The organism is Amycolatopsis sp. EV170708-02-1, assembly GCF_022479115.1.
In the GTDB taxonomy this organism is placed as follows: Bacteria; Actinomycetota; Actinomycetes; order Mycobacteriales; family Pseudonocardiaceae; genus Amycolatopsis.
Genome location: NZ_CP092497.1, coordinates 1518885 through 1537400 on the forward strand (window position 1 = coordinate 1518885; position 18516 = coordinate 1537400).

General features: G+C 69.0%; 15 protein-coding genes. All 15 read left to right on the forward strand.

All coding sequences use genetic code 11. The annotated features are described in order from the left end of the window. Positions 1–127 precede the first annotated feature (127 nt). Positions 128–1441: a sugar ABC transporter substrate-binding protein gene (locus tag MJQ72_RS06875; RefSeq protein ID WP_240598282.1), complete on the forward strand. Its 1314-nt coding sequence runs from the start codon at positions 128–130 to the stop codon at positions 1439–1441. Then, a complete protein-coding gene (locus tag MJQ72_RS06880) occupies positions 1441–2397 on the forward strand; it encodes a carbohydrate ABC transporter permease (RefSeq protein WP_240598283.1) in 957 nt (318 codons plus the stop codon). Before MJQ72_RS06875 ends, MJQ72_RS06880 begins: the two co-directional genes overlap by 1 nt. Next, positions 2390–3229 (forward strand): carbohydrate ABC transporter permease, encoded by an 840-nt coding sequence (locus MJQ72_RS06885; RefSeq protein WP_240598284.1) that lies wholly within the window; start codon positions 2390–2392, stop codon positions 3227–3229. Before MJQ72_RS06880 ends, MJQ72_RS06885 begins: the two co-directional genes overlap by 8 nt. A gap of 32 nt (positions 3230–3261) precedes the next feature. Further along, positions 3262–4593 carry a GH1 family beta-glucosidase gene (locus tag MJQ72_RS06890; protein WP_240598285.1) on the forward strand — a complete coding sequence of 444 codons (1332 nt, stop codon included), beginning with the start codon at positions 3262–3264 and terminating at the stop codon, positions 4591–4593. Positions 4594–4757: 164 nt separating this feature from the next. Continuing rightward, entirely contained in the window at positions 4758–6233 is a 1476-nt protein-coding gene (locus tag MJQ72_RS06895) for an amidohydrolase family protein (RefSeq protein WP_240598286.1), read from the forward strand. Continuing rightward, positions 6230–7372 (forward strand): M20 family metallopeptidase, encoded by a 1143-nt coding sequence (locus MJQ72_RS06900; RefSeq protein ID WP_240598287.1) that lies wholly within the window; start codon positions 6230–6232, stop codon positions 7370–7372. The genes MJQ72_RS06895 and MJQ72_RS06900 overlap by 4 nt, the downstream gene beginning before the upstream one ends. A 31-nt stretch (positions 7373–7403) precedes the next feature. Next, positions 7404–8288 (forward strand): GNAT family N-acetyltransferase, encoded by an 885-nt coding sequence (locus MJQ72_RS06905; protein WP_240598288.1) that lies wholly within the window; start codon positions 7404–7406, stop codon positions 8286–8288. Next, on the forward strand, positions 8285–9391 hold the full coding sequence (menC, locus tag MJQ72_RS06910) for an o-succinylbenzoate synthase (protein WP_240598289.1): 1107 nt from the start codon (positions 8285–8287) through the stop codon (positions 9389–9391). Before MJQ72_RS06905 ends, menC begins: the two co-directional genes overlap by 4 nt. Before the next feature lie 76 nt (positions 9392–9467). Further along, positions 9468–11138 (forward strand): CdaR family transcriptional regulator, encoded by a 1671-nt coding sequence (locus MJQ72_RS06915; protein ID WP_240598290.1) that lies wholly within the window; start codon positions 9468–9470, stop codon positions 11136–11138. A gap of 139 nt (positions 11139–11277) precedes the next feature. Beyond that, positions 11278–12546, forward strand: a complete 1269-nt coding sequence (locus MJQ72_RS06920; RefSeq protein WP_240598291.1) for an MFS transporter — start codon at positions 11278–11280, stop codon at positions 12544–12546. A gap of 60 nt (positions 12547–12606) precedes the next feature. Next, a complete protein-coding gene (locus MJQ72_RS06925; protein WP_240598292.1) occupies positions 12607–13518 on the forward strand; it encodes a serine hydrolase in 912 nt (303 codons plus the stop codon). Between the two features lie 121 nt (positions 13519–13639). After that, positions 13640–15028, forward strand: coding sequence for a serine hydrolase (locus tag MJQ72_RS06930; protein WP_240598293.1), 1389 nt, complete (start codon positions 13640–13642; stop codon positions 15026–15028). Beyond that, positions 15025–15927 (forward strand): serine hydrolase, encoded by a 903-nt coding sequence (locus MJQ72_RS06935; protein WP_240598294.1) that lies wholly within the window; start codon positions 15025–15027, stop codon positions 15925–15927. Before MJQ72_RS06930 ends, MJQ72_RS06935 begins: the two co-directional genes overlap by 4 nt. A 10-nt stretch (positions 15928–15937) precedes the next feature. Next, the gene (locus MJQ72_RS06940; RefSeq protein ID WP_240598295.1) at positions 15938–17536 is read left to right on the forward strand and encodes an ABC transporter substrate-binding protein; all 1599 of its coding nucleotides are present in this window, start codon (positions 15938–15940) and stop codon (positions 17534–17536) included. Beyond that, positions 17536–18516, forward strand: a complete 981-nt coding sequence (locus MJQ72_RS06945) for an ABC transporter permease (protein ID WP_240598296.1) — start codon at positions 17536–17538, stop codon at positions 18514–18516. Before MJQ72_RS06940 ends, MJQ72_RS06945 begins: the two co-directional genes overlap by 1 nt.

Consider the following 18516-nt stretch of genomic DNA (forward strand, 5'->3'; position numbering starts at 1 on the left):
GCGGACGAATTGGTGCTCCGGGTCTTGACGGCAAGGTGGCCCACGGCTTAACTCAAGCCCTGAAATAAGACGTGTCCCGGGTCACAGGCTCCGGACGCGGCTTGGCCACTCACCCCGAGGACCATCGATGCGAATCGGAAAGATCGCTCCCGCGCTCGTCCTGGCGCTGGCGGCCGCCGCCACGACGGCGTGCGGTGGCGGCGACACGTCGTCCAGTGCTCCCAAGGAGCTCGTGTACTGGGCGTCCAACCAGGGCACCAGCCTCGACAACGACAAAGCCGTCCTGCAGCCCGAACTGGACAAGTTCGAGAAGGCCTCCGGGATCAAGGTCAAGCTCGAAGTCGTCCCGTGGACGGATCTGCTCAACCGGATCCTCGCGGCCACCACCTCCGGCAAGGGGCCGGACGTGCTCAACATCGGCAACACCTGGTCGGCCTCGTTGCAGGCGACCGGGGCGTTCCTGCCGTTCGACGACGCCGCGCTGGAGAAGGTCGGCGGGAAGTCGCGGTTCCTCGGCCCGTCGCTGGCGGCCACCGGGGCGAGCGGGCAGCCGCCGGTCGGCGTACCGCTCTACGGCCAGGCGTACGGCCTGTACTACAACAAGAAACTCTTCTCCGAGGCCGGCATCACGAAGCCGCCCGCCACCTGGGAGGAGCTCGTCGAGGACGGTAAGAAGCTCACCAAACCCGACAAGGGCCAGTGGGGGCTCTCGCTGCAAGCCGGTCAGGTCACGGAGAACAGTCACCACGCCGCGATCCTCGGCGCCCAGCACGGCGCGCAGTTCTTCACCGCCGAGGGCAAACCGCAGCTCGCGTCGGATCCGTCGGTCGCGGCCGTGCAGCAGTTCGTCGACCTGATGCAGAAGGACAAGATCGTCAACCCGGCCAACGCCGAATACGCCGACACCGCCAAATCCCTCAAGGACCTGTCCGACGGCAAGGCCGCGATGTTCATGAACCAGGCCTCCGCGGGGTCGTTCAAGAACATCGGGATGGACCTGGCGAACCTCGGTGTCGCGCCGATCCCGCTACCCGCCACCGCACCGCCGAACGGCCGCAAGGTGACCAGTTTCGTCGCGGGCATCAACATGTCGGTCTTCAAGAACACCAAGAACCCCGACGCCGCCCTGGATTTCGTCAAGTTCATGGTCTCGGCGCCGGAGCAGGCGCTGCTCAACAAGACCTACGGTTCGCTGCCGACCGTCCAGGACGCCTACAGCGACGCGGCTTTCCAGACCGAAGACGTCAAGGTGTTCCAGAGCGTGCTCGCGAATTCGGCCGAGCCGATGCCGCAGGTGCCCCAGGAATCGCAGTTCGAGACCCTGATCGGCACCGCGATGAAGGGGATGTTCGCCGACGTCGCGGCGGGCAAACCGGTCGACGGGGCCAAGATCCGTGACCAGCTGAACCAGGCGGACCAGCAGATCGCGGCCGGTGGTTGATGCCGACCGCGCTCGACGACGCCCCGGCCGTGAAGGCGGCCGGGGCGCCCAAGCCGCAGCGTGCCCGGCGTAACCGGCGCCGGGTCGCGCTGCCGTACCTTCTCCTGCTGCCCGCGATCCTGCTCGAACTGCTCGTCCACCTGATCCCGATGATCGCCGGGCTCGTGATGAGCTTCTTCAAGCTGACGCAGTTCGCCATCCGCGACTTCTCGTCCGCGCCGGCGGCCGGGCTGGACAACTACAAGTTCGTCCTGGACTTCGACGCCGCGGCGGGGAAGTCGCTGCTCGGTTCGTTCTGGATCACCGTCCTGTACACCGTCCTTTCGGTCGGGTTCTGCTGGCTCTTCGGGACGTCGGCCGCCGTGCTGATGCAGAAGAACTTCCGGGGACGCGGCCTGCTCCGGACGCTGTTCCTGGTGCCGTACGCGCTGCCGATGTACGCCGCGGTGATCACCTGGTCGTTCATGTTCCAGAAGGACACCGGCCTGGTGAACGACCTGCTGGGCACCGATTCCTTCTGGCTCATCGGGGACAACAGCTTCTGGTCGCTGGTGGTCGTCTCGGTGTGGCGCAACTGGCCGTTCGCGTTCCTGATCGTGATGGCCGGGCTGCAGAACATACCCGGCGAACTGTACGAAGCGGCCGCCATCGACGGCGCGGGCTGGTGGCGTCAGTTCCAGGCGATCACCCAGCCGATGCTGCGCCCGGTCAACCAGGTGCTGCTGCTGGTGCTTTTCCTGTGGACGTTCAACGACTTCAACACGCCGTATGTCCTTTTCGGAGCGTCCGCGCCGAAGGAGGCGTCGCTGATCTCGATCCACATCTACCAGAGTTCCTTCGTGACCTGGAACTTCGGCCTCGGCTCGGCGATGTCGGTGTTGTTGCTGCTGTTCCTGCTGATCGTCAGCACCGTCTACTTGGGACTGACCGCGCGAAGGAGGAACGCCGTTGTCTGAGCCTCGCTGGGTCCCGTGGGCCCGCCGATTCGTCCTCGGCTTCCTCGCCCTGTTCACCCTCATTCCGCTGTACGTGATGATTTCGTCGTCGCTGAAACCGCTCGGGGACGTACAGGGCGACTGGGCGTGGGTCCCGACGACGCTGACCATCCAGCCGTTCTTCGACATCTGGGAGACCATCCCGCTCGCCGAGTATTTCGTGAACAGCCTCGTCATCTCCGGATCGGCGGCGATCCTCTCGGTGGTGATCGCGATCTTCGCGGCGTACGCGCTGAGCCGGTTCCGGTTCCGTGGCAAGAACTTCTTCAAGATGACCGTGCTGTCCACGCAGATGTTCCCCGGCATCCTCTTCCTGCTGCCGCTGTTCCTCATCTTCGTCAACATCGGCAACGCCACCGGCATCGTCCTGTACGGCTCCCGGTTCGGGCTGATCATCACGTACCTGACCTTCTCGCTGCCGTTCGCCATCTGGATGCTCGCCGGCTACATCGACTCGATCCCCAAGGAACTCGACGAGGCCGCGATGGTCGACGGCACCGGGCCGTTCGGCGCGCTGATCCGCGTGGTGGTCCCGGCGGCCATGCCGGGCATCGTCGCGGTGGGGATCTACTCGTTCATGACGGCCTGGGGCGAGGTCCTGTTCGCGTCGGTGATGACCGACTCGGGCACGCGGACCCTCGCCGTCGGTCTCCAGGAGTACTCCACCCAGGTCCAGGTGTACTGGAACCAGGTCATGGCCGCGTCCCTGATCGTCTCCGTCCCTGTGGTCGCCGGATTCCTGCTGCTCCAGCGTTATCTCGTCGCCGGGCTCACCGCCGGTGCCGTGAAATGACCAGCCCGTCGCTCCGTACAGAGAGGTCCGCCTTGAATCTGCACCTGCCCGCCGATTTCCTGTGGGGTGCGGCCACCGCCGCGTATCAGGTGGAGGGCGCCGTCGACGCCGACGGCCGCCTGCCGTCCATCTGGGACGACTTCGTCCGGGTCCCGGGTGCCGTCCTGAACGGCGACACCGCCGACGTCGCGTGCGACCACTACCGGCGCTGGCCGGAGGATCTCGCCATCATGAAACAGCTCGGCCTCGACGCCTATCGGTTCTCCGTCGCCTGGCCGCGGGTGATCCCGACCGGTCGTGGCGCGGTCAACGCGGCGGGCCTCGACTTCTACGACCGGCTCGTCGACGCGTTGCTCGAAGCCGGGATCCGGCCGTTCGCCACGTTGTTCCACTGGGACCTGCCTTCGGCGTTGGAGGGCGGCTGGCCCGAGCGAGACACGGCGTACGCCTACGCCGACTACGCCGCCGTCGTGGCGGCTCGGCTGGGCGACCGGGTGACGGACTGGAACACGGTGAACGAACCGCTGTGCTCGGCCTGGCTCGGCTACCTCGAAGGCCGGTTCGCCCCTGGCGTCAAAGACCTCAAGCAAGCCATCGACGCCTCGCACCATCTGCTGCTGGCGCACGGCCTCGGCGTGCAGGCGATCACCGCCAATGCCACCCGGCCCGCGAACATCGGGCTGGTGGTCAATCTCAGCGGGATCGAGCCCGCGTCGGACTCCGCCGCGGACGTCGAGGCGGCGACGCGGATGGACGGGCACGTCAACCGATGGTGGCTCGACCCGTCGAACGGCCGCGGCTACCCGGCGGACATGATCGAGGTCTACGGCGTCGAACCGCCCGTGGTCGGGGACGATCTCGAGGTGATCTCGGCCCCGGTCGGCTTCCACGGGCTGAACTACTACTTCCGGCAGATCGTCGAGGACGATCCGGGCGGTCCCGCGCCCCGCGCCCGGCAGGTGCCGGTCGAGGGCGCGGCGACGACGGCGATGGGCTGGGAGATCCACGGGCAGGGCCTCGCGGACCTCATCCACCGGCTCGCCAACGAGTACGGCGCCCGCGCCATCTACGTCACCGAGAGCGGGGCGGCCTTCGACGACAAGGTCGGCGAGGACGGTTCGATCCACGACGCCGACCGCATCGCCTACCTGGAGGAACACCTGGGCGCGGTGGCCGGGGCCGCTGAAGCAGGCGCGCCGGTGAAGGGCTACTTCGCCTGGTCGCTGCTCGACAACTTCGAATGGGACAGCGGGCTGAGCAAGCGGTTCGGGCTCGTGCGGGTCGATTACGACACGCAGGTCCGCACGGTCAAGGCGAGCGGGCACCGGTACGCGGAGATCATCGCGGAACACCGGAAACGCTGACGGCCTCGTGAGTGGCAAGGACGGTTCTAACCGTCCTTGCCACTCACGAGGGTTTTCGTGCGCGCGGATGGACCGAGGGGCCCGGATTCGTCGCGCGGTACGAACGGACGCCCGCCGAAACCTCCTAGGGTCGCCATGAACGAGGCGATCCTAGGAGGCGAAGTATGCGGACACTCTTGCGCGGCGGTCGTGTCGTCGATCCGGCGACGGGGTTCGACGGTACGGCCGATGTGCTGGTGACCGATGGCGTGGTCACCGCCGTCGGGGAGGGTTTGACCGCCGAGCCGGGCGACGTGGAGATCGACGTCCGAGGGCTCGTCGTCGGACCGGGCTTCATCGACCTGCACAGCCACGTGCACACCATCGCGGGCCAGCGGTTGCAGGCGATGGACGGGGTGACGACCGCGCTCGACCTCGAAGCCGGGTTGATGCCGATCGAGCGGGCCTACGCCGAGGCGGCCGCGGCGGGACGCCCGCTGCACTACGGCTTCTCCGCGTCCTGGGGTGCCGCGCGGGCGCAGGTGCTCGCCGGGATCGAGCCGGACGCGAATATCGACAGCGGGCTGGCGGTACTCGGAAACCCCGCCTGGCAAAGGACTTCGTCGGCGAAGGAGCTCGCGGCCTGGCTGTCCCTTGTGGACGGTGAGCTCGCCGCCGGGGCGCTCGGTGTCGGTGTGCTCCTGGGCTACGCGCCCGACACCGACCCAGGTGAATTCCTCGCGTTGGCCAGGCTGGCGAAGGAGGCCGGGGCACCGACCTACACCCACGTCCGTGAACTGGTCGAGGTCAATCCGGAGACGCCCATCGACGGCTCGGCGGAGATCGCGATCGTCGCGGCCGAGACCGGCGCCGCGATGCACCACTGCCACGTGAACAGCACCTCCGGCCACCAGATCGAGCGAGTGCTCGCGGCACTCGAAGCGGGCCGCGCGGCCGGTTCGCGGGTGACGGTCGAGGCCTATCCGTACGGGGCGGGCAGCACGGGGATCGGCGCGGCGTTCCTGTCGCCCGAACGCCTGAAGATGAAGGGCCTGTCCCCGTCCAGCGTGATCATGCTGGAGTCGGGGGAGCGCATCGCCGACGAAGGCCGCCTCCTCCAGGTGCGTGCCGAGGATCCCGGGGCGCCGTGCATCCTGGAATTCCTCGACGAAAGCAGCCCGCACGACCTCGGGCTGCTGCGCCAGGCACTCGCGTTCCCGGACGCGATCGTCGCCAGCGACGCGCTGCCCGTGTACTGGAAGAACGGCACCAGCGAGAGCACCGAATGGCCGTTGCCGCCCGGCGGGGCGACGCATCCGCGCACGTCGGGGACGTACAGCAAGACGTTGCGGCTCATGGTGCGGGAGAGCAAGGCCTGGACGTGGCTGGAGGCGTTCCGGCGCTGCTCCTACCTGCCGGCGCGCGTGCTCGACGAGGTCGCCCCCGGTGCGGTGGCCAAGGGACGGCTGAACGTCGGAGCCGACGCCGACATCGTCGTTCTCGACCCGGAAACCATCACCGACGCGGCGACCTACTTCGACTCGACCAGGCCTTCCGTGGGCGTCCGGCACCTGTTCGTTTCGGGGGTTCCGGTCGTCACCGACGGGAATCTGCGCACGGACGCGTTCCCCGGCAAGCCGCTGCGAGGTGAGCCGCGATGAGCGACCTGCTCGCCGACGTCGAGACGCTCGTGCGCTGCGAGTCGCCGTCGTCGGATCACGAGGCGGTGGCCCGCAGCGCCGAGGTGGTGGCCGAGGTGGGCCTGAGGCTGCTCGGGGTGGAACCCGAGCGCATCGTCGTGGACGGTGTCACCCATCTCCGCTGGCGATTCGGCGACGGTCCGCCTCGGGTGGTGCTGCTCGGTCACCACGACACGGTGTGGCCTCACGGTTCGCTGGAGACGCATCCGTTTTCGGTGCGGGACGGGGTGTTGCGCGGCCCTGGCTGTTTCGACATGAAGGCGGGGGTCGTGATGGCGCTGCACGCCGCGGCGACCGTGCCCGACCGCGACGGGTTGTCCATTCTGGTTACCGGCGACGAGGAGATCGGTTCGCCCTCGTCCCGCACGCTGATCGAGGAGACCGCGGCGGGCTGCGACGCGGCGTTCGTGCTGGAGGCTTCGGCCGACGGCGGTGCGCTGAAATGCCGCCGCAAAGGCGTTTCCCACTACCGGGTCGAGGTCGTCGGCCGTGCCGCGCACGCCGGGCTCGAACCGGAGAAGGGGGTCAACGCGGGAATCGAGATCTCCCACCAGATCCTCGCCGTCGCCGCGCTCGCCGACCCCGTCGCCGGGACGAGCGTGACGCCCACCGTGGTCTCGGCGGGCACGACGGTCAACACCGTTCCCGCCGCGGCGAGTGTGGCCGTCGACGTCCGCGTGTGGGACGAGGCCGAGCAGCTCCGCGTCGACAAGGCCATGCGGGAACTCCCCGCCGTCCTGGAAGGAGCCGAGGTCCGGGTGACCGGCGGGATCAACCGGCCGCCGCTCGAAGCGGGCTCGTCGGCGGGATTGTTCGCGCTGGCGCGGGAACTGGCGGGTGATCTCGGGCTCGGGGACCTGACCTCAGCGTCGGTCGGCGGCGCCTCGGACGGCAATTACACCGCCGGGATCGGCGTCCCCACCCTGGACGGTCTGGGCGCCGTCGGGGGCGGGGCGCACGCGGATCACGAACATGTCGTCGTCGCGGAACTGCCGCGCCGCACCGCTTTGCTGGCCGCGCTCGTGGAGAACGTGCTCGCGAAACGGGATCCGTCCGGTGCGACGAATCGCGCGGGCGAATCTGGTACGGCACGACGGTGACTTGGCCGTCGTGCGGGGAAAGGATTGTCGCGTGACGAATCTTGCGACGAACGCGGAAAGCCTCGCGTCGGTGGAGGTGCGCGACGAAGCCGTCGCCGCCGCGCGGGCCGCGGCCGCGGCTTCGGGCGTCGAAATCCGCGAACTCACCGAAATCGCCGATCTGGCCGCGGTGGTCGGCCTGTTCGAGTCGATCTGGCAATCGGCACCCGGCGCGCGGCCGGTGAGCACGGAACTGCTGCGCGCGATGTCGAGCGCCGGCAATTACGTCGCGGGCGCCTTCGAGAACGATGAACTGCTGGGGGCTTGTTTCGGGTTCTTCGGGAACCCCGGGAAGGCGAGCCTCCACAGCCACATCGCCGGAGTCGCCAAGGCGGGCGTGGGCCGCGGGATCGGGTACGCGCTCAAACTGCACCAGCGCGGGTGGGCACTGCTCCAGGACGTCTCGGTGATCACCTGGACCTTCGACCCGCTGGTGCGGCGCAACGCCTATTTCAACCTGGGGAAACTCGGCGCGCGCCCGATCGGCTACCTGCCCGACTTCTACGGTCCGATGGAGGACAGCATCAACGGCTCGGGTGACACCGACCGGCTGATGGTCGGGTGGGACCTCAAGAGCCCGGAGGTCCGTGCCGCCGCTTTCGGTGAACCCGTCTTGATCGACGCGGAGGCGCTGGGTGCGGAGAAGGTGCTCTCGGTCGGCCCCGACGGCGGCCCGTGCATCGGATCCGCCGACGGGCCGACGGTACTCGTCGGCGTCCCGACCGATATCGAACGGCTGCGCCGCACCGACCCCGGCCGGGGCACCGCGTGGCGCACCGCACTGCGTGAAGTCCTCGGTGGACTGATGGCGGACAACGCCGAGGTCACCGGTTTCGATCGTGCCGGCTGGTACGTGATCTCGAAGGAGCAGTCGTGAAACTCAGCGGTGTGGAACTGCGCCGGGTCCGGATGCCGCTCGTGGCCCCGTTCCGGACGTCGTTCGGAACGCAGTCCGAACGGGAACTGCTGCTCGTCCGCGCGGTGACCCCGGCGGGCGAGGGCTGGGGCGAATGCGTCGCGATGGAGGCGCCGCTCTACTCGTCGGAGTACAACGACGCCGCCGAACACGTGCTGCGCACCCACCTGATCCCGGCCCTGCTGGCCGCGGAGGACGTGACCGCGTACAAGGTGACGCCGTTGCTGGCGAAGTTCAAAGGGCACCGGATGGCGAAGGGGGCGCTGGAGATGGCGGTCCTCGACGCCGAACTCCGCGCGCACGAACGCTCCTTCGCGGCCGAGCTCGGGTCCACGCGCGACTCCGTGGCCTGCGGGGTCTCGGTGGGGATCATGGACTCGATCCCGCAGCTGCTCGACGTCGTCGGCGGCTACCTCGACGAAGGCTATGTCCGGATCAAACTGAAGATCGAACCCGGCTGGGACGTCGAGCCGGTCCGCCAGGTGCGTGAGCGCTTCGGTGACGACGTGCTGCTCCAGGTCGACGCGAACACCGCGTACACCCTGGGCGACGCGCCGCTGCTGTCCCGGCTCGACCCGTTCGGCCTGCTGCTGATCGAGCAGCCGCTCGAAGAGGAGGACGTGCTCGGCCACGCGGAACTGGCCAAGCGGATCCGGACGCCGATCTGCCTCGACGAGTCGATCGTCTCCGCCAAGGCCGCGGCGGACGCGATCAAACTGGGCGCGTGCCAGATCGTCAACATCAAACCGGGCCGTGTCGGCGGCTACCTCGAAGCACGCCGGGTGCACGACGTCTGCGCGGCGCACGGGGTGGCGGTGTGGTGCGGCGGGATGATCGAGACCGGGCTCGGCCGGGCAGCCAACGTCGCGCTGGCCTCGCTGCCCGGGTTCACGTTGCCGGGTGACACCTCGGCCTCCGGCCGGTTCTACCGCACGGACATCACCGAGCCGTTCGTGCTGGACGCCGGGCATCTGCCGGTGCCGACGGGCCCGGGGCTCGGCGTGACTCCGATTCCTGACCTTCTGGATGAGGTCACCACGGAGAAAACGTGGATCGGTTCGTAGCGCGCTACGAAATCCGGGGTTAGATTTGGTCGGATCGAACCACTCGGTTCGGTGACGCCAGGTTTAACTTCGGGGGGTGCTGACACCGGTGCCCAGCAAGCCGCATACGAGCTTGGGACGCGTCCTCGAAGACCTCGGGGACGTGCTCCTGGAGCCGGTCGCGGTCGGCCGGACCACCCGCAAGCAGCTCGGCGGGGTGGTCATCCACGATCCGCACGACGAATCCGAAATCCCTGGCGGGGCCGTCGTGCTCGGCGTCGGGGTGCGGGATCAGGACGAGGTCGTCCGCCTCTTGCACGACGTGGGTGCGCGAGGCGCGGCGGCACTCGTCGTCCGGTCTCCCGTCACCCCGGCGCCGGAACTCCGGCGTGCCGCGGACTCGTCCGGGGTCGCCCTGCTCGGGCTCGCGCGCGGCGCGTCCTGGGCACAGCTCGCCGCCATGCTCAGGACCCTGCTCGCCGAAGAGGACGTCGGCGAGGTCTCACCCCAGACGCTCGGCGGAATGCCTTCGGGTGATCTCTTCGCGCTGGCCAACGCGATCGCCGCGCTCATCGACGCGCCGGTGACCATCGAAGACCGCAGCAACCGGATCCTCGCGTTCTCCGGGCGCCAGGACGAAGCGGATCCCTCCCGGGTCGAGACCATCCTCGGCAGGCAAGTGCCGGAGCGGTTCGCCCGCGGCCTGGAACGGGACGGCGTCTTCGAGCGGCTGTACCGCGACCACGCGCCCGTCTACGTCGATCCGCAGCGGTACGACGACAACGAGATCGCGATCCCGCGCGTGGCGTTCGCCGTCCGCGCCGGCGACGAGGTGCTCGGCTCGATCTGGGCCGCGGTGCGGGAACCGCTCAGCGAAGAGCGGACGCAGGCGCTGATCGACGCCGCCAAACTCGTCGCGCTGCACCTGCTCCGGCTGCGCGCGGGCGCCGACGTCGAACGACGGCTGCGCGCCGACCTGGTGAGCACGGCGCTCGAAGGCGGCGCCGGCGCACCCGAGGCGATCGCCCGGCTCGGCTTGCTGGGCCAGCCGTCGATCGTGCTCGCCATGGGCCTGCTCGGCGCCCCCGACCCCGAGGACGATCTCAGGCTGGTCGCGGACCGCCAGCGGGTCGCCGACGCACTGGCCATGCACCTGAGCGCGGTCCAGCCCCGCTCGGCCGTCGCGCTGGTCGGCGACGTCGCGTACGGAATCCTCCCGATGCCCGGTGGGCAGGCCGACTGCCAGGAGCGTTCGGTGCGGGTCGCGTCGACCTTCCTGGAGCGCACGGGACGCCGGGCGGCCGCCGCGATCGGCATCGGACCGCTCGCGCTCGACGCGTCCGGACTGCACGCCTCCCGCGACGGCGCGGACCGGGCGTTGCGCGTGCTGCTCACCAACGGCGGCGCCAAACGCGTCGCGACCGCGGACGACGTCCACGTCGACGCGCTCATGCTCGATCTGGCCGACCTCGCCGCGGCCAGGGGAGACGTCGCGACAGGACCTGTCGCGCGATTGCTCGCCTACGACGCGCAGCACCAGTCACAACTGGTGCACACCCTTCGGTGCTGGCTCGACGCCTTCGGTGACATCGGAGCCGCGTCCGCGTCGGCGTACGTCCATCCGAACACCTTCCGCTACCGGTTGCGGCGTCTCGCGGAGGTCGGCGAGATCGACCTCGACGACGCGGGGGAGCGGTTCGCCGCGATGCTGCAATTGCGGCTGCTGCCCCGTGACGCGCGGACCGGGCCGCCGGGTACCGAAGACTGACGTTGGTCTTCCGGCCCGAAACGACGGGCGATGTTCGTGTGATCGCACGAACTCCGCTCGCCTGCCGCGTTTCAGAATGAGTGATCGGCGCCACGCTCGCGCCGTTCTCCTTCTCTCCCAAAGTTTCCGCGGAGGCGCCATGACGGCAGTGGTCAATGAGGACACCTGGACAGCACGGCGGATCAACCGGACGGCGCTCATCACGATGGTGGTGATGGTGTTCGCCTGGGCGGTCGACTACATCGACCGGTTCTCGATCGGGATGGCGCTGCCGATGATCGGCGCCGAATTCGAGCTCAGCAAGACACAGCAGGGCTGGCTCGTCACCGTGTTCGCGCTGGTGTACATGGTCTGCCAGATCCCGGCGGGCTTCCTCGCCGACCGGTACGGCTCGCGGGGGCCGATGCTGGCCACGCTGCTGCTCTGGTCGGCGTTCACCGCGATGACCGGGATGGCGGGCACGTTCGGCATGCTGCTCGTCGTCCGCGGCCTTTTCGGTGTGTGCCAAGGACTTTTCCCGGCGGCCTCGTTCAAGGCGATCGCCGAACGGACCACCCCCGGCAATCGCGCGACGGTGACCGGCGTGATGCTGTCCGCCGGCGGTATCGGGGCCGGCCTGGCGCCGTTGATCGTCGGCCCGCTGCTGATGGCGGTCGGCTGGCGGCACACGTTCTTCTGGATGGCGGGTGTCGGCGCGGTCATCGGCGTGGTCGTCTGGACGCTGCTTCCCAAGGCACTGCCCAAAGAACTGAGCAGCCTTCCGCGCGAAGAGGTGAAAACCCCCGAGGTCTCCCGTAAACAGGTGCTGAAGTCGCCGGTCATCTGGAAGTTCACCCTGCTGTTCTGCGTCACCAACATGCTCAATTACGGGATGATCACCTGGGTGCCCAGCTACCTGCTGGAGTCGAGGGGCCTGTCGTTGAGCCAGACCGGGATACTGGCCGCGATACCGATGCTGGTCAGCATCGGCACGACCATCCTCGGCGGCTGGCTGTTCGACCGCTACTTCCACGACCACGGCCGCTGGTACCTCGGCTCGATCGCCCTGGTGACCGTGGTGCTGCTGATCCTGATGGTGAACGCGGACAGCACGGCGGAGTTCACCCTTTACGAGACGCTGGCGCTCGCGGTGTTCGGCATGGCGACGATGGCGGTCTTCGGCCTGCCGCTGCGCGTGCTGCCCACGGCGGTCACCGGGATCGGCATGGGAGTGATGAACTTCGGCGGCCAGGTCGCGGGAGCGGTCGCTCCGGTGGCGATGGGCTGGCTCGCCGACGCTTTCTCCTACACCGCCGCGTTCGGTTTCCTCATCGGCACGACCTTCCTCACCGCCGTGATGGCGTTCTGGGTACCGCAGAATCCGGCGCAGTTCACGTTCTCCCCGGCCAGTCCCAGCTCGGCCTCGTGAGTGTTGAGGACGGTTCTAACCGTCCTCAACACTCACGAGCCCAACGCAGACAGGAGTTCCATGCCCACCGCGTCCGAAGTCACCGAAAAGATCACCGAGCGCGCCAAGGAGGTCGGCGTCCGGGTCCGGCTGCACGCGGCCGAAATCGACGGCACCCGGTGGATCGGCGTCGACGAACACGCCCCGGTCGTCACGGCGTCGGTCTTCAAGGTCCCGATCGCGCTCGAACTGGCGAAGCAGGCGGCCGAGGGCAGGCTCGACCTCGGCGAGCGGATCACCGTCCCGCCGGGGCATCCCACGCCGAGCCCGTACGGCCTGGCCACGTTCCGGCACGAGATCACGATGTCCTGGTACGACCTCGCGATCCTGATGATCGGGATCAGCGACAACGTCGCCACCGACCTGATCCTCGATCGCGTCGGAAAGGAAGCGACGGAGAAGACGTTGCGCGACCTCGGTTTCGAGCACACCACCGTCACGCACGACTGTGGAGAGGTGCTCGGCAGCATCGGCGAGGACCTCGGAATCTCCTACGAGGACGACGAACGGCTGCTGACGGAGCTTCCGATCGAGCGGATCACCGCGTTGCGCGCGCTGCAACCGGAACACAGTTGCGCCACGACCGCCGAGGAGATCACCCGGCTGCTGGGGCTCGTCTGGCGCGACGAGGCGGCCACGCCGGCGGCGTGCGCGGACGTCCGGCGCTGGATGGAACTCCAGGTGTGGCCGCACCGGCTGCGATCCGGGTTCCCGGACGACGGGATCCGCGTCAGCGGCAAGACCGGGACGTTGCCGTCGGTGCGCAACGAGGTCGGTGTGGTCGAGTACCCGGATGGCGGCCGTTACGCGGTAGGGATTTTCACCGACGCGGTCGACGGGCGGTCGCGGGTACCGGAGCGGGACGCGTTCATCGGGTTCGCCGCGGCACAAGCCGTCGAATGGCTGAGGCTTCCCCAGGCCGACGGCGAATGATTCGTCCGCCCGGATGAATTTTCCGGCCGCTCTCGTCGTTCCGCACGAACCGGTGACGCCCGTCACCGGCCTAGCATTCCGGGAACCGCCGGACCACCCTTTCCACGGACAAGAGGTGCGCATGTCGAAACTTTCCGAAATCGATACCTGGCTCGCGGAGAACTTCGCCGCCCTGCTGGAGAAGCATCAGGTGCCCGGCGCCGCCATCGCCGTCTTCGCGAACGGCGAGGTGATCGACCACGCGGCCGGCGTGCTGAACAAGAGCACCGGCGTGGAGTCCACAGTGGACTCCGTCTTCCAGATCGGGTCGATCACCAAGGTGTGGACGACCACCCTGGCGATGCAGCTCGTCGACGAAGGCATGCTCGACCTCGACAAGCCGGTCCGCGATTACCTCCCCGAGTTCACCCTCTCGGACGACGACGCGGCCTCGCGGGTCACCGTGCGGCAGCTGACCTGTCACACCTCCGGATTCGAGGGCGACATCTTCACCGACACCGGGCAGGGCGACGACTGCGTCGCGAAGCTCGTGGCGACGCTTTCCGACGTGCCCCAGCTGTTCCAGCCGGGAGAGATGTTCTCCTACAACAACGCCGGGTACTGCGTGCTCGGCAGGATCGTCGAGGTCCTGCGGGGAAAGTGCTACGACGACTGCCTGCGTGACCATCTCTTCGCGCCGCTCGGCCTGACCCACGCCGCGGCCGGGCCGTACGACGCGATCCGGTACCGCGCGGCGATCGGCCACCTCCAGCCGACACCGGACGACGAGCCGGAGGCCGCGCCCGTCTGGGCGTTGACGCGGTCCAACGTGCCGGCGGGTTCACATCTCGCCATGCGCCCGCGCGACCTGCTCACCTTCGTCCGCATGCACCTCAACGAAGGCCGCGCGGACGATGGCACCCAGGTCCTCAAGCCCGAAACCGCCCGCGCCATGTGGGAACGCCAGGTCGAGCTGCCCTACCTCGGCCTGATGGGCGGGGCGTGGGGGCTCGGCTGGATGATCTTCGACTGGGACGGCGGCCCGGTGATCGGCCACGACGGCGGCACCATCGGCCAGTCCGCGTTCCTGCGCGTGGTGCCGGGCAGCAACGTCGCGGTGGCCCTGCTGACCAATGGCGGCAAACCGTTGCACCTGTACCTGGACATCTTCCGGAAGGTGCTCGGCGACCTCGCCGGTGTCGAGGTCTCGCCGCTGCCGGAGCCGAACGCCGCGGAGGCCCCGGCCGACCCGTCCCGCTTCGTGGGCGAGTACTCGTCGCAGGTGGCGGACATCGTCGTCAGCCAGGACGAGGACGGTGGTCTGTGGCTGGAGCGGACACCGAAGGGCGTGTTCGCCGACCTCGGTTCCGGGCCGGAGAAGAACAGGCTGCTGGGCTACCACGGCGACACTTTGGTCGCCGAAAACGACGGGCTCGGCCTGCACATGCCGCACGCGTTCGTCGGCGACGACGGCACCGGTCGCGCGTTGTTCGTCCACACGGGACGCGCCGACCGCCGGGTGGCCCGGTGACGGCGATCGCCGCCGAGATCGAGGCCGCCTTCGCCAAGGCGGGGGCGCGCGGATTCGTGCACGCGCGCGAGATCGGCGTCCCCGACGGCCCCGAGGTCGGCGTCGGCGCGGACGATCCCGTCGTGCTCGCGTCGGTGTTCAAGATCCCGGTGGCGGTCGCCTTCGCCCGCGAGGTGGCCGCCGGACGGCTCGACGAAACCGAGCGGACCCGCGTCACCGCGCGGTACCGGATCGGCGGGATCGGGACCGCCGGCTGCGCGGACGACGTCGAGATGAGCTGGCGCGACCTGGCGCAGTTCATGCTGACGATGAGCGACAACGCCGCGACCGACGTCGTCTACCACCGGGTCGGGCAGGAGGCCGTGGACCGGGTGCTCACCGATCTCGGCCTCACCAGGACGCGGCTGATCGGCTGCTGCGAAGACCTTTTCGCCTCGGTGATCGCCGATCTCGGCGCGAAACCTGACGACGACCTGGAGGCCGTCTTCGGCGCGGCCTCCGAAGAACAGATGTGGAAGCTCTCGGTGCTCGACCCGGAACGCACGACGGCGTCGACACCGAGGGAGATCACCGCGTTGCTCGACGCGATCTGGACCGACCGCGCGGGCGACCCGGCCGCCTGCGAACGCGTGCGGACGATCATGGCGCAGCAGATCTGGCCGCACCGGATCTCGTCGGGTTTCCCCGCCGGGGTGGCGATCGCGGCCAAGACCGGGACGCTTCCCGCCGTCCGCAACGAAGCGGGGGTGGTGACCCATGTGGACGGTCGCCGGTACGCCGTCGCGGTGTTCACCCGCGCCGAATCCCTCGCCGACCGCCTGCCCGCGGTCGATTCCGCCCTCGGTGAGGCCGCCCGCCTCGCCGTCGATCACCTCCGTGCGCAGACCGTTACCCAGTAGGAGAAACCGCATGAAGAAAGCTCGGCTCACCGCCGCGATCACGAGCGTGGTGGCCTTGACCGTGAGCGCGTGCGGGGGGACGTCGCAATCCGGGCAGGACCGGACCGCGAACCAGAAACTGACCGAGGGCAAGACCTTCACGATGGCGATCGGCACCGATCCGGGAACGCTGGACCCGGCGATGACCGTGCTCTCGGTCGCGCTCGACATCGGGCGCTACCTCTACGACAGCCTGATCAACCTCGACGAGTCCGGCAAACCGATCGCCGGGCTGGCCGAGAAGTGGGAGGCCTCCACGACCACGGCCTCCTTCACCCTGCGGAACGGGGTCACCTGTGACGACGGCACGCCGCTGACCGCGAGCGACGTGGCGGCGAACGTCAACTTCGTCGGCGATCCCGCCAACAAGTCGCCGATGTCCGGGCTCACCGTCGCGCCGGGCACCAAGGCGACCGCCGACGACGCGGCCAGGAAGATCACGCTCACCAGTGGCGCGCCGGACGCGTTCCTGCTGCGCAACGTCGGCGGCCTGCCGATCGTCTGCGGCAAGGGCGTGACCGACCGGCAGGCGCTCGCCAAGGGCAAGTACGGCACCGGCATGTTCACCATGACCGAGATCGTGCCGAACGACCACTACACCCTCACCCGGCGCAAGGACTACGCGTGGGGCCCGGGGGACTGGCAGCGTGAACAGCCCGGCCTGCCGGAGAAGGTGACCTTCCGGGTCATCCAGAACATGACGACCGCCGCGAACCTGCTGCTGTCCGGTGAGCTCAACGGCGCCCGGATCACCGGCCAGGACCAGCAGCGCCTGCGTGCCCAGAAACTGTTCCACGGCGAGCAGGTCGTGCCGATGGGCGAGATGTTCTTCAACCAGGCACCCGGACGCGCCGGCGGCGATCAGGCCGTGCGGCGCGGGCTGGTGCAGGCGCTCGACCTCGCCCAGATCGGCAAGGTGCTCACCAGCGGCTCCGGGGCGCCGAGCCAGGGGATGGTCACCACCGAACCCAAGGCGTGCGCCGGGGACGCGGTGGCCGGCAAGCTGCCCGCGTTCGACGTCGCCGCCGCGAAGTCGGCCCTCGACGCGGCCGGCTGGAAGCCGGGAGCGGACGGGGTGCGGGTCAAGGACGGCAAACGGCTCGCGCTGACCGCCATCTACGGCACGCAGCTCGGGCCGACGATGGCCCCCGCCGCCGAACTGATGCAGCAGTCGTGGAAGGCCGTCGGCGCCGACGTGACGCTCAAAGGTCTGGACAGCCCGGGGACGAGCCAGGTGCTCTTCAACACCGGTGAGTGGGACATCTCGCTGGCACCGGTGACCCTGCTGCTGCCGAGCCAGATCGGCCCGTTCGTTTCGGGGCCGAAGCCGCCCGCCGGGACGAACTTCGCGCATATCGAGAATGAGAAGTACACGTCGCAGGCCGCGCAGGCGGCGCAGATGTCCGGTGACTCGGGTTGCGCGACCTGGCTCGCGGCGGAGCAGGCGCTCATCGAGCGGCTCGACGTCGTGCCGTACGTCAACTCGGTCATCCCGACCTTCGGCAGCAACGCGCGGTTCAAGGTCATCTTCGGTTCGGTCGAGCCGTCGTCGATCCGGATGTACGCCTGATGGCCGTCGCGGTCGCCCCGGCCGGGTTGCGCGGCAGCCCGTGGCTGTCGTTCGCCGTGCGCCGCCTCGGCCGGTTCGCGATCTCGTTGTGGGTCCTGGTCACCACGGCGTTCCTGATGATCCAGCTGATCCCCGGCGATCCGGTCCGCGCCGCGCTCGGGCTGACCGCGCCGGTCGAGCTGGTGAACGCGCGCCGGGCGGCGCTCGGCCTCGACGATCCGCTGTGGCTGCAGTACGTCCACTACCTCGGCGGACTGGTCACCGGTGACTTCGGGACGTCGATGACGAGCGGGCAGCCGGTCTCCGAGGTGATCGGCGACCGGCTGCCCGCCACCCTCCAGCTGGCGTTGCCCGCCTTCGCGGTGGTCATCGCGATCGCGATCCCGCTGGGCCTGCTGTTCGCCGTGCTGACCCGCGGTGGACGGCGGCGGGGCGGCGAGCTGGCGTTCACCTCGACGACGGTGCTGCTCGCGGCCATCCCGGAGTTCCTGCTCGCCGTGGCGCTGGTCGCGTTCTTCTCGGTCCAGCTGGGGTGGTTCCCGGTCGCGGGGAACGCGGACGCGAGCTCGTTCGTGCTCCCGGTGATCGCGCTGGCGCTCGGCCCGGCGTCGGTGCTCGCCCGTATCGTCCGGGTGGAGACGCTTTCCGTGCTGGGCAACGACTTCATCCGCACCGCGCGGGCGAAGCGGCTGCCCGCGCGGCTGGTCTACCTGCGGCACGCCCTGCCGAACGCGCTGACCGCGACGCTCACCATGGGCGGGCTGATGCTGACCGGGATGGTCGCCGGGACGGTGCTCGTGGAGAACGTCTTCGCCTGGCCGGGCCTCGGCTCCACCATCGCCCAGTCGATCCTCCAGAAGGACTATCCGCTGGTGCAGGGGATCGTGCTCGTCTACGGCATCGGGGTCCTGCTGGTGAACCTGACGGTGGACGTGCTGCTGGCCGTTCTCGATCCGCGTTCGACGATCCGGGAGAACTGA